At 66.7% G+C, this 13,785-nt stretch carries 16 protein-coding genes; 9 read left to right on the top strand and 7 right to left on the bottom strand.

All coding sequences use genetic code 11. The features are described from left to right. Positions 1 to 48: 48 nt before the first annotated feature. Entirely contained in the window at positions 49 to 852 is an 804-nt protein-coding gene (locus ACV7NQ_RS23815) for an SDR family oxidoreductase (protein WP_463361671.1), read from the top strand. An 8-nt stretch (positions 853 to 860) separates the two neighbouring features. Here ACV7NQ_RS23815 and ACV7NQ_RS23810 read toward each other — a convergent pair whose 3' ends face one another. Both ACV7NQ_RS23810 and ACV7NQ_RS23805 read right to left on the bottom strand, forming a co-directional pair. Beyond that, on the bottom strand, positions 861 to 1,283 hold the full coding sequence (locus tag ACV7NQ_RS23810) for an acyl-CoA thioesterase (RefSeq protein ID WP_463361670.1): 423 nt from the start codon (positions 1,281 to 1,283) through the stop codon (positions 861 to 863). Further along, a complete protein-coding gene (locus ACV7NQ_RS23805) occupies positions 1,280 to 2,245 on the bottom strand; it encodes an AraC family transcriptional regulator (protein WP_463361669.1) in 966 nt (321 codons plus the stop codon). Before ACV7NQ_RS23805 ends, ACV7NQ_RS23810 begins: the two co-directional genes overlap by 4 nt. A gap of 80 nt (positions 2,246 to 2,325) precedes the next feature. Between ACV7NQ_RS23805 and ACV7NQ_RS23800 the strand changes: the two genes are divergently transcribed. From ACV7NQ_RS23800 to ACV7NQ_RS23790, 3 genes are all read left to right on the top strand, one after another. Beyond that, on the top strand, positions 2,326 to 3,174 hold the full coding sequence (locus tag ACV7NQ_RS23800; RefSeq protein ID WP_463361668.1) for an SDR family oxidoreductase: 849 nt from the start codon (positions 2,326 to 2,328) through the stop codon (positions 3,172 to 3,174). A gap of 206 nt (positions 3,175 to 3,380) precedes the next feature. Then, on the top strand, positions 3,381 to 4,568 hold the full coding sequence (locus tag ACV7NQ_RS23795; protein WP_463361667.1) for an MFS transporter: 1,188 nt from the start codon (positions 3,381 to 3,383) through the stop codon (positions 4,566 to 4,568). A gap of 277 nt (positions 4,569 to 4,845) precedes the next feature. Beyond that, positions 4,846 to 5,100 carry a hypothetical protein gene (locus tag ACV7NQ_RS23790; RefSeq protein ID WP_463361666.1) on the top strand — a complete coding sequence of 85 codons (255 nt, stop codon included), beginning with the start codon at positions 4,846 to 4,848 and terminating at the stop codon, positions 5,098 to 5,100. Between the two features lie 194 nt (positions 5,101 to 5,294). On the opposite strand, the gene ACV7NQ_RS23785 is transcribed toward ACV7NQ_RS23790, so the two are convergent. The 3 genes from ACV7NQ_RS23785 to ACV7NQ_RS23775 are packed head-to-tail and all read right to left on the bottom strand — an operon-like array spanning position 5,295 to position 8,175. After that, positions 5,295 to 6,725, bottom strand: a complete 1,431-nt coding sequence (locus ACV7NQ_RS23785; RefSeq protein ID WP_463361665.1) for an NAD(P)(+) transhydrogenase (Re/Si-specific) subunit beta — start codon at positions 6,723 to 6,725, stop codon at positions 5,295 to 5,297. Continuing rightward, positions 6,725 to 7,024: an NAD(P) transhydrogenase subunit alpha part 2 gene (locus ACV7NQ_RS23780; protein ID WP_463361664.1), complete on the bottom strand. Its 300-nt coding sequence runs from the start codon at positions 7,022 to 7,024 to the stop codon at positions 6,725 to 6,727. Before ACV7NQ_RS23780 ends, ACV7NQ_RS23785 begins: the two co-directional genes overlap by 1 nt. Continuing rightward, entirely contained in the window at positions 7,024 to 8,175 is a 1,152-nt protein-coding gene (locus ACV7NQ_RS23775; protein WP_463361663.1) for a Re/Si-specific NAD(P)(+) transhydrogenase subunit alpha, read from the bottom strand. Before ACV7NQ_RS23775 ends, ACV7NQ_RS23780 begins: the two co-directional genes overlap by 1 nt. 406 nt (positions 8,176 to 8,581) lie before the next feature. Between ACV7NQ_RS23775 and ACV7NQ_RS23770 the strand changes: the two genes are divergently transcribed. Genes ACV7NQ_RS23770 through ACV7NQ_RS23760 form a run of 3 tightly spaced genes read left to right on the top strand, consistent with a single transcriptional unit; the run spans position 8,582 to position 10,536 of the window. Continuing rightward, entirely contained in the window at positions 8,582 to 9,055 is a 474-nt protein-coding gene (locus ACV7NQ_RS23770) for an HIT family protein (RefSeq protein ID WP_463365792.1), read from the top strand. Next, the gene (locus tag ACV7NQ_RS23765) at positions 9,052 to 9,891 is read left to right on the top strand and encodes a maleylpyruvate isomerase family mycothiol-dependent enzyme (protein WP_463361662.1); all 840 of its coding nucleotides are present in this window, start codon (positions 9,052 to 9,054) and stop codon (positions 9,889 to 9,891) included. Before ACV7NQ_RS23770 ends, ACV7NQ_RS23765 begins: the two co-directional genes overlap by 4 nt. 6 nt (positions 9,892 to 9,897) lie before the next feature. Beyond that, on the top strand, positions 9,898 to 10,536 hold the full coding sequence (locus tag ACV7NQ_RS23760) for a Type 1 glutamine amidotransferase-like domain-containing protein (protein WP_463365791.1): 639 nt from the start codon (positions 9,898 to 9,900) through the stop codon (positions 10,534 to 10,536). Between the two features lie 127 nt (positions 10,537 to 10,663). Here the strand turns inward: ACV7NQ_RS23760 and ACV7NQ_RS23755 are convergent, their stop codons facing one another. Continuing rightward, positions 10,664 to 11,161 (bottom strand): GtrA family protein, encoded by a 498-nt coding sequence (locus ACV7NQ_RS23755; RefSeq protein WP_463361661.1) that lies wholly within the window; start codon positions 11,159 to 11,161, stop codon positions 10,664 to 10,666. A gap of 356 nt (positions 11,162 to 11,517) precedes the next feature. Between ACV7NQ_RS23755 and ACV7NQ_RS23750 the strand changes: the two genes are divergently transcribed. Together ACV7NQ_RS23750 and ACV7NQ_RS23745 are read left to right on the top strand one after the other, a co-directional pair. Further along, positions 11,518 to 12,876, top strand: coding sequence for an FAD-binding oxidoreductase (locus ACV7NQ_RS23750; protein ID WP_463361660.1), 1,359 nt, complete (start codon positions 11,518 to 11,520; stop codon positions 12,874 to 12,876). Positions 12,877 to 12,945: 69 nt separating this feature from the next. After that, positions 12,946 to 13,230, top strand: a complete 285-nt coding sequence (locus tag ACV7NQ_RS23745; protein ID WP_463361659.1) for a GNAT family N-acetyltransferase — start codon at positions 12,946 to 12,948, stop codon at positions 13,228 to 13,230. A 52-nt stretch (positions 13,231 to 13,282) separates the two neighbouring features. On the opposite strand, the gene ACV7NQ_RS23740 is transcribed toward ACV7NQ_RS23745, so the two are convergent. Beyond that, positions 13,283 to 13,543: a DUF6875 domain-containing protein gene (locus ACV7NQ_RS23740; protein ID WP_463361658.1), complete on the bottom strand. Its 261-nt coding sequence runs from the start codon at positions 13,541 to 13,543 to the stop codon at positions 13,283 to 13,285. Positions 13,544 to 13,785 lie beyond the last annotated feature (242 nt).

The raw sequence follows: 13,785 nt of genomic DNA, 5'->3' as shown, positions 1-13,785 counted from the left end.
TTGGGCTACCGACGGACCCCGTCCAGCTGCGCCCACTAGGGTGCGGACATGGAGATTTCGGGCAAGGTCGCGATCGTCACGGGGGCTGGGGCGGGCATCGGGGCGGCGCTGGCACGACGGCTCGTCGCCGAAGGGGCTCGGGTGGTGCTCGCCGACCTCGATGCGGAAGCCGTTGCGGGCGTGGCCGGTTCGATCGGTGCGGGTGCGATTGCGGTCGGCGGTGATGTCGCCGACGAGCAGGTCATCCAGAGTCTGATCGATGGCGCCGCGGCCGAATTCGGCCCAGTCGAGCTGTATTTCGCGAATGCGGGCATCGGTGGCGGGCCGGGTCTGAACAGCACCGACGCGCAGTGGTCGGCCGCGCTGGAGGTCAATGTCCTCGCCCACGTGCGCGCTGCCCGGCTGCTGATGCCCGACTGGCTGGAGCGCGGCAGCGGCTACTTCATCAGCACCGCGTCAGCGGCCGGACTGCTCACCCAGATCGGTTCGGCGCCCTATTCGGTGACCAAGCACGCGGCCGTGGGTTTCGCGGAGTGGTTGTCGGTAACGTACGGGGACAAGGGAATCCGAGTCAGCTGCGTGTGCCCGATGGGCGTCGACACCCAGTTGCTGCGCGGCGGATTGGTACCCGAGGATGCCGCGGCGGGCGAACTGGCCATCAAGGCGGTAACCACCGCGGGCGCGGTAATGTCACCAGAGCAGGTCGCCGAGGTGGTGCTCGCGGGCGTGGAAGCCGAACACTTCCTGATCCTGCCCCATCCCGAGGTCCTGAAGATGTACCGCTACAAGGGTTCCGACTACGACCGCTGGCTCGACGGCATGCGCCGCTTCCAGGCCGCCCTCCAGGCGTAGGCCCGCGCCTACTCGGTGACGAGGGTGGCGGCGGCGGTGCGGATGATCTCGGGAATCTCGATGGGTTCGCGCGTCTGCGCATCGACGTAGACGTGCACGAAGGTGCCGGTGGCCGCGAGTTCCAGGGCGTCGCCGTCCTCGCGGAAGATGGCCAGGTCATAGGTGATGCTGGAGCGGCCGAGACGGGAGACGCGCACGCCGACCTGGAGTTGGTCGGGGAAGCTCAGCGAGCCGAGGTACTGGCAGGAGGTCTGCGCGACCACGCCGAGCGCGGGCAGTTCCCGGATGTCGGTGCCGGTGGCGCCCATCAGCCACGCGTTGACCGCGGTGTCGAAGTACGAGTAGTACGTCACGTTGTTCACGTGGCCGTAGTGGTCGTTATCGGCCCACCGGGTCGGCACCGGCCAAAGCACTGGATACTGCTGCGTCACCCGGCCGACGATAGCTCAGCGGGGGTGGCGCCCTGCCGGTGGTCGCGCGGGCTGACGCCGAAGTGCCGTTTGAAGGCCGTGCTCAGCGCGAAGGCGCTGCCGTAACCCACCTGACGGGCAATGGATTCGATGGTGGCGTCGGACTCCTGCAGCAGGTCGGCGGCCAGCGCAAGCCGCCATTCGGTGAGGAATGCCATCGGCGGCTCTCCCACCAGGTCGGTGAACCGGCGGGCCAGCGCGGCCCGCGACACCCCGACCGTCTCGGCCAGGCTCGCGACCGTCCAGCCATGTGCCGGATTGTGTTGCAGCAGCCGCAGCGCCTTGCCGACCAGCGGATCGCTGTAGGCGTGGTACCAGGCGGGCGCGTCATTGCGGGCGAACCAGGCACGCAGTGCCGCGATGAGCACCAGGTCGAGCAGCCGGTCCAGCACCACGCTCTGCGCGGGCTCGTCCCTGGTGGCCTCGTCGACGAGAATATCGAGCAGCCGGGTGTCGAAGTCGCCGCGCGCCAGCACCACGACCGGCGGCAGCGCGCGCAGCAACCGCTGACTGGCCGCGCCGGCGGACTCGTAGGTCCCGGTCACCATCAGGGTAGCGCCGTCCGGATCGGTGCCCCACTGCCGCACCCCGAGACTCAGTGTCTCGCACAGGATTTCACCGTCCGGAGTCTTGGTGACATTGCCGGGATCGATGATGATCTGCGGTGCGGTGGCCGGGTCGTCGGCGAGCGTGTAGTGGTCGGGCCCGCGGAGGATCGCGACGTCGCCCGCGTTCAACTGCCGTGGTGCGGCCGGTTTTCCGTCCGAGCCGATCATGATCCAGGCGGTGCCGCTGATCATCGACACCACCGTCAGCGGCGCCTCGTCCTGGATGCGCAGCGACCACGGCGGGTCCAACAGTGAACACATCACGAACGCACCCCGGGCGCGTGGACCTTCGAGCAGACTGGCGAGCGCATCCACACCACAACAGTAGACGAATGCGCATGGTTATGAGCCTCTGAACTATGTCTCGTCTCGGCGCCGGCCGATGTACTCGAGACATGACACATATCACCACTCACCAGCACCTCACCCTCGTCACCGGCGGCACAGGCAAGACCGGCAGCCGCGTCGCGGCCCGGCTCCAGCAGGCCGGTCACGCGGTCCGGATCGGCTCCCGCACCGCGGACATCCCGTTCGACTGGGAAGACAGCGACACCTGGACCCCTGCGCTCACCGGGGTCGACGCGGTGTACGTCGCGTTCCAACCGGACCTCGCCGCGGCGGGCGCTCCCGAAACCATCCGCGCCTTCGCGGCGGCGGCCGAGGCCACCGGCGTCCGCAAGCTCGTGCTGCTCTCCGGCCGCGGCGAGCCGGAGGCGGAGGAATGCGAGCAGATCATTCAGGACTCCGGCCTCGACTGGACCATCGTGCGCTGCAGCTTCTTCGCGCAGAACTTCAGCGAGGGCGCGTTCATCGACTACGTGCTGGCGGGCGAGGTCGCGCTGCCCAACGGTGATGTGCCGGAGCCGTTCGTGCACGCCGACGATATCGCCGATGTCGCGGTGGTCGCGCTGACCGAGGACGGGCACAACGGCGAGGTCTACGAACTGACCGGGCCACGGGCACTCACCTTCGCCGAGGCGGTCGCCGAGATCGCGCGGGCAACCGAGCGCGACATCGCGTTCATTCCGATCTCCCGAACGGATTTCGTTGCGGCACTGACCGATTACCAGCTGCCCGCCGATGTGGTCAGCCTGCTCGACTACCTCTTCGGCGCGGTGCTGGACGGGCGGAACTCGAAGGCCACCGACGGTGTGCGGCGAGCGCTCGGCCGGGACGCGAAGGACTTCACCGTCTACGCCGCGGAGACCGCGGCAACCGGACTCTGGAACAGCCAGGGCCAGTAGGACTTCGAACGCATGCGACCCTGCGGACGCGGATCTCGACGGCGAGATCCGCGGACCGGGACCACCAGCCGATGAAGTCCCGGTGCGCGGTGCTACCGAGCAGCCGCACGAGGGATCGGCACGAGGGCTGTCGAGGTGCTGCCAGGCGCGGTAGCCCCAGGACTGGTGGTCGCTCGAGTGGGCGATCATTCAGTACCGTCGGATCGGTGGCTATCCCGACGATCGAGCGCCCGGTTCGTGTCGCACGCGCGGCGGTGTTCGTGGTCTTCGCGCTGAACGGCTTCCTACTGTCCATGTGGGTGGTGCACATTCCGGCCATCACCGATCGCACCGGCGTCTCGAAATCGACGCTCGGCATGCTCATCCTGCTGATGTCGGGTGCGGGCATCCTCGGAATGCGGATCGCGGGCCCGCTCGCGGACCGTTTCGGCAGCCGCACGCTGGTCGGCGCGGCCTCGATCACCGCATCGCTCGCGGTACTCGGACCGGGACTGGCCACCGGCCCGGTCACCCTGGCTATCGCGTTGGCCTGCTTCGGTTTCGGCAACGGCGCGCTGGACGTGTCGATGAATACCCAAGCGGTCCATGTGGAACGGGCCTATGGACGCCCGATCATGGCGGCATTCCACGCGCTGTTCTCCGGCGGCGGTTTTGCCGGCTCCCTCATCGGCGCGGCGACCTTGCGAGCGGGCTGGGACATGCGACCGACCTTGGCGCTGGCCACGACCGCGAGCCTGGCCGTCATCGCGACGATGGTGCCGAGACTGTTGCGCGATACCAGATCCGAGTCCCAGGTGCCGGAATCATCAGCCACCACAACACCACATCCTGCGGCGCGCACCGATCGGAGCCGAAAAGTGCTGGTGCTGGCCGCCATCGCGTTCGCCATGCTGCTGGCCGAGGGCGTCGCCAATGACTGGAGCACGCTCCAGATGCGCGAGCACCTCGGCGCCGCGGAGGCTACCGCCGCCCTGGCATTCAGCGCCTTCTCGATCATGATGACCGCGGGTCGGTTCGCCGCCGACCGGCTCAGCGGCGCATTCGACCGCGTCGCGGTGGTCCGCTACGGCAACGCGCTCGCCGCACTCGGCATCGGCCTGATCATGGTGTCCGGCTGGATCCCGCTCACCCTGCTCGGCTGGGCCATGGCCGGTCTCGGCCTCGCGGGGGGTATCCCCCAGATCTTCACCGCCGCAGGCAATCTCGGCTCCGAAAAGGCCGCGACCGACATGTCCCGGGTGTTCAGCCTCGGCTACTTCGGCCTGCTCGCGGGCCCGGCCGTGATCGGTTGGCTCACCGCCCTGGTCCCGCTCACCACAGCGATGGCGGTGCCCCTGATCGCCGTACTGCTGTGCTGCCGCTACGCCAGTGTCGTCGCCCCACCGCGTAAGTAGTCCGCCGGTCCCGCCGCGACCGACCGTTCGACCCTCGTGTCCCGCGCGATGGCCGACGCCCACGCCACTGCGATAGCGGCAATGCCGTCGGACAGGCCGTCAGCATTTGCAGACAGACATGATCGGCGCCCGCGTCGAGGTGTTGACGCACGCGCGCGATCGGCTACGGCCCTCGACAAGCCGATAGCGTTGCAGCGCAGCGCGATCTACGTGCGGACGAATTCGGCGGACACCCGGCTAGTGGGCGGCACCCCGACGACCTCGGTATATTCGGAAGATGTTCGCCGCCAGCAGACTCGAGCGCAAGATCGATCGCCTCGAACGCAAACTCGACCTGATCATCAAGCATCTCGGCATCGCAGCCCCGAAGTTGGCCTTCGGGTTCACCGAGATCGATGAACTCATCCAGCAGGGTAAGAAGATCCAGGCGATCAAGGTCTATCGGGAATTCGATCGGGCCGCGAGCCTGAAGGAGGCCAAGGACGCGATCGAGGAGCGCGAACGTCAGGTGCGCGGTACCACTGACAGGTAGCGACTGCCAGCCCTGGTGCTCATACATCCCGACCATGATCGACTTGTCCCGCGCCGCCCGCCACCGAATTACGTGAGAAAGCCCGCCTCCGCGAACGGAAGCGGGCTTTCCTCACCCGGCGCGGGCCTGAGAGAGCTGGTGCGCCGGGGTTTGTTGCGGTTCGAATGCTACCGCGCCCCTGGTGTTCTCGCGTCTTACAACGCTTTCAGTTCTTCGGTGACCGCGCTGACGGATTTCTTGGCGTCGCCGAAGAGCATCGAGGTGTGGTCGGCGTAGAACAGTGGGTTGTCGATTCCGGCGAAGCCGCTGTTCATCGAGCGTTTGAGGACGATGACGCTTTTGGCTTGGTCGACGTTGAGGATGGGCATACCGTAGATAGGGCTGCTGGCGTCTTCGCGGGCGGCGGGGTTGGTGACGTCGTTGGCGCCGATGACGAGAGCGACGTCGGTGCGAGCGAATTCGCCGTTGATGTCGTCCATTTCCTTGAGCGCGTCGTAGGAGACTTCGGCCTCGGCCAAAAGGACGTTCATGTGGCCGGGCATACGACCTGCGACGGGGTGGATGGCGTATTTGACCTCGACGCCCTTGGCTTCCAACAAAGCCGCCATTTCCTTGACCGCGTGCTGGGCTTGGGCGACGGCCATGCCGTAGCCGGGGACCACGATGACCTGGTTGGCGTAGGCCATTTGGATCGCAGCGTCCCCAGCGGAGGTGGCCTTGGCTTGTTTTTGTTCGCCGCCCGCGGCGCTGGGAGCGGTGCCGCCGCCACCGAATCCGCCGGCGACGATGGCGGGGATAGACCGGTTCATGGCCTTGGCCATGAGGTTGGTGAGGATGGTGCCGGACGCGCCGACGATCATGCCCGCCACGATCATCGCGGTGTTGTTCAACGCGAGACCGGCTGCGGCAGCGGACAAACCGGTGAGCGCGTTGAGTAGCGAGATGACGACGGGCATGTCGGCGCCGCCGATCGGCAGCACCACCGCGAGGCCGAGCACACCGGCCAACACGAGCACCGCGATCATCCACAGTTGCGAGACACCGTCATTGGTCGCGCCGATGCCGACCACCACCGCGGCCGCGATCGCGCCGATGAGCAGTAGCAGGTTCAGTGGTTGCTGTAGTTTGCCCAGACCGAGGGGGCGGCCGGGCAGGATTTCCTGCAGCTTGCCGAACGCGATCAGCGAACCCCAGAACGAGATCGAGCCGATGATCGCCGCGAACAGCGAGCCGACCACGATGTGCACGGTGGGTTGTTCGTCGAAGTGTGAAAAGCCTTGGCTGTTGATGAATTCCGACCAGGCGATCAGCGCGACGGTGCCGCCGCCGACGCCGTTGAACGCGGCGACCAACTGCGGCATAGCGGTCATCTTGGTGAAGCGCGCGGGCGGAACACCGAGGGCGATACCGACCACGAGACCGGCGATGATCAGGATCCAGTTGCTGGTGTGGCGCACCGAGATCAGTGTCGCGACAACGGCGATGAACATCCCGACCGCGGCGATCAGGTTGCCGCGCACCGCGGTCTTCGGCCCGGTCAAACCCATCAGACCGTAGATGAACATGCCGAAGGCCACGATGTAGAGGCCGTTGACCAGATAGGACACATTGTCGAACGTGTGCATTACTTGGCCGCCTTCTTACCTTTGAACATGCCGAGCATGCGATCGGTCACCACGAAACCACCGATGACGTTCAGGGTTCCGAACACCACGGCGACGAACAGGATGATCTGCGTCAGGACCGAGGGATCCTTCACGTTGCCGAGAGTGACCAGCGCGCCGAGCACCACGATGCCATGAATCGCGTTGGTACCCGACATGAGTGGGGTGTGCAGGGTGTTGGGAACCTTGGAGATGACGGCGAACCCGACGAACCCGGACAGCACCAGGATCGCGATGTTCGCAAGGAGTTCGGTGTACATCAGGCCTCCACGCTTGTGCTTGTCGGTTCGCTCGGCAAGCCTCGCTCACGAGTCACGCAGGAATCGGCGAGCACCTGATCACTGAAGTCGGGCGTGAGCTTGCCGTCGACCAGCATCAGTTCCAGTAGTGCCGAAATATTCTTCGAGTACAGCTCGCTGGCGTGCTCGGGCATGGTCGCGGGCAGATTCAGCGGCGAGGCGATGGTGACCTCATGCTTGACCACCGTCTCACCCGGCTCGGTGAGCTCGCAGTTACCGCCGGTCTCACCCGCCAAATCCACGATCACACTGCCGGGCTTCATACCCTCGACCGCCGCTGCGGTCACCAGACGCGGCGCGGGACGACCCGGCACCAGCGCGGTGGTGATCACCACGTCGAAACCCTTGATCGCATCCTCCAACGCCTGCTGCTGGGTGGCCTTCTCCTCGTCGGTGAGCTCGCGCGCGTACCCGCCCTCACCGGCGGCGTCGATACCGAGATCGAGCCACTGCGCACCGACCGAACGCACCTGATCAGCCACCTCCGGGCGCACGTCGTAACCGGTGGTGCGACCACCCAGGCGCTTGGCCGTGGCCAGCGCCTGCAGGCCGGCGACACCGACACCGAGCACCAGCACGGTCGCGGGCTTCACCGTGCCCGCCGCGGTGGTGAGCATCGGAAAGAACCGCGTCGAGTCCGACGCCGCCAGCAACACCGCCTTATAACCCGCGACGTTTGCCTGCGAGGACAGCGCGTCCATCACCTGCGCACGTGAAATACGCGGGATCGCCTCGACCGCGAAGGCCTGCACCCCCGCGGCTTTCAGCGCACCGATCTGGTTCTCGGCGTTACGCGGGGCGAGGAAGCCGATCAGCGTTTGTCCGCTCGACAGCTTCGCCACCTCGTCGTCACTCGGTGGCGCCACCTTCACGACCACCTCGGCCGACCACGGGTCGCCGATCCTCGCGCCTGCCTCGATATAGGCCGCGTCGGGAATGAGCGCACCGAGTCCGGCGCCCGCTTCGACCACTACTTCCACGCCCTGTTTGACCAGGCTCGGGATGATCTTGGGCACCAATGCGACACGCCGCTCGTCCGCGTTAGACTCGCGAACGACTCCGACACGCGCTCCACGCGGCGTCTGATCGCCTACGCTCTGCGTTGTCTCCACTTGTCAGACTCTTCCTTCTCATGCTGAGCTTCAAGCAACCGATCGGCGGCCGGCCGATGTTACTTTGGAGTAAGTTTGTCCAAATCTTCGTAACTGTACCGGCTCGCGGTGAGCGTAGCTGAGATGGGCATCACAGGTGCGCGCCGGATTCCGGCGGTATGCCGGTTTTGTGGTTTTTGGGCGGACATGGTCGGTACCTCCGGCGCTGTCGATTGATCGGGACCATGTGAGTACCGATGGTTGTCGCCGCAGGTGAGGACGACAAGACCGAACGTAGAGGTCCATTACTTACCCCGAGGTTCGACAACTGGTCAGGGACGTGTGGTGCACATGAACAGTGATGTGCATCATGCCGAATGCCCGATCGGGGTATGCGGCACTCCTCGTACGCCGTATGGTCGGCGATGTGAACGACTGCGTCTTCTGCCGCATCGCGGCGGGCGAGGCCCCTGCGACGAAGGTCTACGAGGACGACACCCTGTGCGTGTTCCTCGATATCCGGCCCATTGCCCGCGGCCACACGCTGGTGATTCCGAAGCGACACGCCACCGAACTGGAAGACTTGGACGCTGACCTCGGAGCCCATCTTTTCCGAGCGGGACACCGACTGGCGCTGGCGATCCGGCGCAGCGACCTCGCCGCCGACGGCGCCAACCTCGTCCTCAACGACGGCACTGCCGCTTTCCAAACCGTTCCACATGTGCACCTGCACGTGATCCCGCGCAAACACGGCGACAAACTGAGCTTCGCGGCCGGCCTGCTATTGCGACGCTCGCACGATCCGGCGTCCACCGCGGCCGCCATCAAAGCCGGAATCGCGGCACTGGACACCGAAGAACAGACCAGCACCAGCGACTCCGAGGAAGGAATACAGGGATGACTGATCCGACCCTGGACCGTAGCGAGCTGATCGCCAAGCTGTCGGAGCAATGGGACGCGATCGGGGCGCTGGTCTCGGATATCGACGAAGATCGTTGGCGCACACCGTCTCCGCTGCCGGGCTGGACCGTGTTCGACGTGGTCGCCCACGTCGTAGGCACCGAATCGTGGCTGCTGGGCGAGCGCCCACCCGCACACGATCCGATCCGGGAGAAGACCGATGTGCGCGCCCTCCCGCACGTGCGCAACGAGACCTCCGTGCTCAACGAGGTCTGGGTCGATCGGTTGCGGCCGCTGTCGGGCGCCCGGCTGTTCGTGCTGTGTCGCGACGTCACCGACCGCAGGCGCAAAGCCCTTGCGGCCATGGGCGATACCGAGTGGCAGGCCGAAACCCCTTCGCCGATAGGCCAGGTCAGCTACGGCCGGTTCATGCGGGTACGGCTGTTCGACTGTTGGATGCACGAGTTCGATATCGCGGACGCGCTCGGCGTCTCCGCCGATGAGGGCGGCAGGCGCGGCGAGTTGGCGTTCACCGAGTTCGCCGGATCGATTCCACGAGTCGTGGTCAAGCGTGGCAAGGCGCCGGACGGATCGCGGATCACCTTCGAGCTGACCGGCCCGCTGGCGCGGACCCTGCACATCCAGGTGGACGGCCGCGCGGCCTATGTGGACGCGTTCGACGAGCCTGCGACTGTCGAAATCCGCTTGGACTCCGGGCTTTTCGTTCGCCTCGGTGGCGGCCGCGCCAGCGCCGACGAACACCTCGACGAGATCGCCATCCGCGGCGACGAGCAGCTCGGCCTGCGATTGGTTCGCAATCTGGCCTTCACGCTCTGAGTCGTGGTGCGACTGTTCCTGTCCAGCTACCGATTCGGGGCACATTACGATCGGCTCGCCGCGCTCGTCGGCGAGCCCGGTCGAGTCGCCGTGATTCCCAATGCCTGTGACGCGTGGCCCGCGGCGTGGGCGGGCGCGGTGACCAGCGACAAGGCGCCACTGCGCAAGCTGGGTTACACACCCGAGACGCTGGACCTGCGCGACTTCGTCGGTCGCGCAACGGAATTGGAACGCGCTCTGGCTGAATTCCCACTGATCTGGGTGCGCGGCGGCAACACCTTCGTGCTGCGGGCCCAATTCGCCCGCAGCGGGGCCGATCTCGCGCTGCGGAAGCTACTGGCCGCCGACGCACTGGTGTACGCCGGTTACAGCGCGGGCGCCTGCATCATGGGCCCCGATCTACACGGCCTCGACGACATGGACGATCCCGCCGAAGTCGCACCCACCTGCGGCATCGAACCACAATGGGACGGGCTAGGTTTGGTCGACCGCCGTATCGTGCCGCACATCGACTCAGCGACCGACCCCGACGGCTACGGCCACCGCCTGGCCGCCCGCTTCCGGGCCCAGGGCACCCCGCATTGGGCGCTCACCGACGACGACGTGGTGGTTGTCGACGGTGACGAGGTTCAGGTCCTCCGGTAGCGACGCCCGGTCTCGATTCGCCGAAACCGACTCAGCGCAAACACGCTGCGCTTGAACGGGGCGCTGCGGAGACCGTCCAGGCGATCAGCCAGGGATGGCCATCACCGTAACCAGCCGGAACCGGTGCTCATTCGGACGGCGATGGACCGGTGTCCCTGCGGCCGAACACCACCCACCGCATCGCGCTGTACATGTAGACCGCCTCGCAGGCACCGGCCAGCAGCCTCGACAGATGGTATTCGAGGCCGAGAGCTGTCAGCCCGCTGCCGACGCCGAGGATGAATGCGACGTAATTGATCGCGACCACCGCCACGTACACCACCGCCTGCTTGCCGACCGGGGCGTGCGAGTGGAAGTTGACTGTGCGGTTGAGCACGAAGCTCAGGCCGAACGCGCAGACGTAGGCCACCGTGACCGACAGCCAGACCGGAAGTCCCCACCAGCCGTGGAACACCGTGAGCAGCGCGAGGTCGACGCTGAAGGTGAAGCCGTTGATCAGCGCGAAGCCGAGAAAGGTCGGGGCGACAAGACGATTCAGCCCCCACGGCAGGCGCGCGACAACGGCGACGCACCAGCGGGTGAATCGGTCCGCCACGGTGTCGGTGGTGGTCACGGGGCCTGGCACGCCGCCAGCATGGCAGCGGCAGGTGTCCACCAAGTGATCACCGGGCAAACCGGCTGGTCAGCCTGGCCACGGTCAGCCGATTTGAGTCAGCGGCGGCTTGCGGTCGAGTGCGGACCAGGCGGTCAGGCAGCGCCTGCGGGTCACATCGTCGGCCTCGGTCAGCAGCGCCTCCAGCAAGTAGGCGCGGATCGCGGCGCCACTGCTCGGCCACTTCTGCGAGCGCCTGCTTTTGCCCCGAACAGCAAGCCACCTGCCGTCGAATTCTTCCCCCGAACAGACACCAGCACCACCGGGAGGGCAACATCACATTCGGGCGGCTTGCGGCGGTGACCGCCGCGCAAGCTAGCGTGAGTTCTGTGGATGTGCATGACCTGATCGATCTGCTACCCGACGGCGCGGTCATTACCGACCCCGATCTGCTTGACGGCTACCGGCGCGACTGGGCCCGCGACCCCGATGCGGGCACGCCGCTGGCCGTCGTCCGTGCCACCGGCACCGCCGATGTCGCCGCGACGCTGCGCTGGGCACACGAACACCGGATCGCGGTGGTGCCACGCGGCGCCGGGTCCGGGCTGTCCGGTGGCGCGACGGCTGTCGACGGCGGCATCGTGCTGAGCACCGAGCGCATGCGCGCCATCGCCGTCGACCCGGTCACCCGCACCGCGGTGGTGCAGCCGGGACTGCTCAACGCCGAGGTCAAACGCGCCGTCGCCGAACACGGTCTGTGGTACCCACCCGACCCCTCCTCCTTCGAGATCTGCTCGATCGGCGGCAATGCCGCGACCAACGCGGGCGGCCTGTGCTGCGTGAAGTACGGCGTGACAACCGATTATGTGCTCGGCATGGAGGTGGTGCTTGCCGACGGCACCGTGGTGCGGCTCGGCGGTCCCCGGCTCAAGGACTCGGCCGGTCTGTCGCTGACCAAACTGTTCGTCGGCAGCGAGGGCACCCTCGGGGTGATCACCGAACTGACTCTGCGGCTGCTGCCCGCACAACCGCTGCAGAGCACCGTCGTCGCCTCGTTCGCGACGCTGACCGCCGCCACCGAGGCCATCCTCGGCATCACCGGGACACTGCGGCCGTCCATGCTGGAATTCATGGACGCGGTGGCCATCAATGCGGTCGAGGACGATCTGCGGATGGGCTTGGACCGCAAGGCGGCGGGCCTGCTGGTCGCCCGATCGGACGCGCCGGGCGAATTCGCCAGGCACGAAGCCGAAATCATGGTGGCCGCCTGCGAGAAGGCAGGCGCCACCGAGGTCTTCCACACCGAAGACCCAGAGGAAGGTGAGGCATTCACCGCGGCACGGCGTTTCGCCATCCCCGCGGTGGAGAAGCTCGGCCTGCTGTTGCTCGAGGATGTCGGTGTCCCGCTGCCGCGCCTCGGCGACCTGATCACCGGCGTCGCCGGGATCGCGGAACGAAACGACGTGGTCGTTTCCGTCATCGCGCACGCGGGCGACGGCAACACCCACCCGCTCATCGTGCACGATCCGACCGACGCCGCGATGACCGAACGCGCGCACCATGCCTTCGACGAGATCATGGAACTGGCCATCGCACTCGGCGGCACCATTACTGGCGAACACGGCGTCGGCCGATTGAAGAAGGCCTGGCTGCCCGACCAGCTCGGCCCCGACGTGATGGCGCTGACCCAGCGCATCAAGGACGCGCTCGACCCGTATGGCATCCTCAACCCGGGCGCGATCCTCTAGAGCACCGCCGTCCACCATCCCGCGGCCGCCGCTGGAACATTCCCGGCCGAGAAGGAGTTTCACCAGATCATGACCACCAGGCTCGAGCACAACGTCGCCGACACGCGTTTCGAGATCTACCTCGACGACACCCTCGCCGGGTACGCGGACTACGCCGAGGGCGAGGACACCAAGGTGCGCGACTTCCACCACACCATGACCTTCCCCGAGTTCCGTGGCCGTCGCGTGGCCGCCCAGGTAGTCGAGTACGCGTTGAACGAATCGCGCGCCGCAGGCTTCACGGTCATCCCCACTTGCTGGTACGTCGAGAAGTACATCGCCGAGCACCGCGAGTACGCCGACCTGGTCGCCTGAGTCCAGCCAACCGGGGCCAGCGCATCCGGTGACCTCGCAGCGCGTCCCCGGCTCAGTCGCCCAGCCGCAGACCGGCGGACACCGGTTTCCCGTTCGCCCTGCTGTGCGCACGGCGGTGAATTCGGCCGTTCGACGCGGTGACAAGCTCGTCCTTGACGTAGACCGACATCCACTCCTGTCGTTCCAGCAAGAACGGGAAGTCGGTGGTCATCATGTTGCGCACCACCAGCATCGGGACCGGCGAGTGCGAAGGGTTCCCTCTCGCATGTCTGGGACTTCTTTCCCCTGCTTCCTCCCGCGCCCCGGAATCCATCTCGGGAAGTGCCGATGGTGCCGGTAGCCCCCCGCCGCCGGGTCGACTTCGTTGGCGACCCTGCCGACGCCGTTGTCGGGGGCGGGGGGTGAGTGAGGTCGTTGTCACCATTGTCACCCGTGCGGTCAGAGGGTGCCACGGCTGCGGGATCTCCGTAGGTGACCTACTGGCGGGTGACCACAGCCAGGCAACCCGGCAGGGCCAGGCGGATGTGTGATCGGGCCGCGGGAGAGTTAGCCGGC

The sequence above is a fragment of the Nocardia sp. Tas62D01 genome (genome assembly GCF_055232035.1).
The sequence above is the reverse complement of the archived record's forward strand: the minus strand, read 5'-3'. Positions and strand labels throughout refer to the sequence as shown.

Bases quoted from the DNA above. Each gene is read 5' to 3' on its own strand.
- ACV7NQ_RS23780 (WP_463361664.1), bottom strand. From the start codon at position 7,024: ATGTACACCGAACTCCTTGCGAACATCGCGATCCTGGTGCTGTCCGGG.
- ACV7NQ_RS23765 (WP_463361662.1), top strand. From the start codon at position 9,052: ATGACTGATCCGACCCTGGACCGTAGCGAGCTGATCGCCAAGCTGTCG.
- ACV7NQ_RS23790 (WP_463361666.1), top strand. From the start codon at position 4,846: ATGTTCGCCGCCAGCAGACTCGAGCGCAAGATCGATCGCCTCGAACGC.
- ACV7NQ_RS23745 (WP_463361659.1), top strand. From the start codon at position 12,946: ATGACCACCAGGCTCGAGCACAACGTCGCCGACACGCGTTTCGAGATC.
- ACV7NQ_RS23800 (WP_463361668.1), top strand. From the start codon at position 2,326: ATGACACATATCACCACTCACCAGCACCTCACCCTCGTCACCGGCGGC.
- ACV7NQ_RS23785 (WP_463361665.1), bottom strand. From the start codon at position 6,725: ATGCACACGTTCGACAATGTGTCCTATCTGGTCAACGGCCTCTACATC.
- ACV7NQ_RS23740 (WP_463361658.1), bottom strand. From the start codon at position 13,543: ATGGATTCCGGGGCGCGGGAGGAAGCAGGGGAAAGAAGTCCCAGACAT.
- ACV7NQ_RS23815 (WP_463361671.1), top strand. From the start codon at position 49: ATGGAGATTTCGGGCAAGGTCGCGATCGTCACGGGGGCTGGGGCGGGC.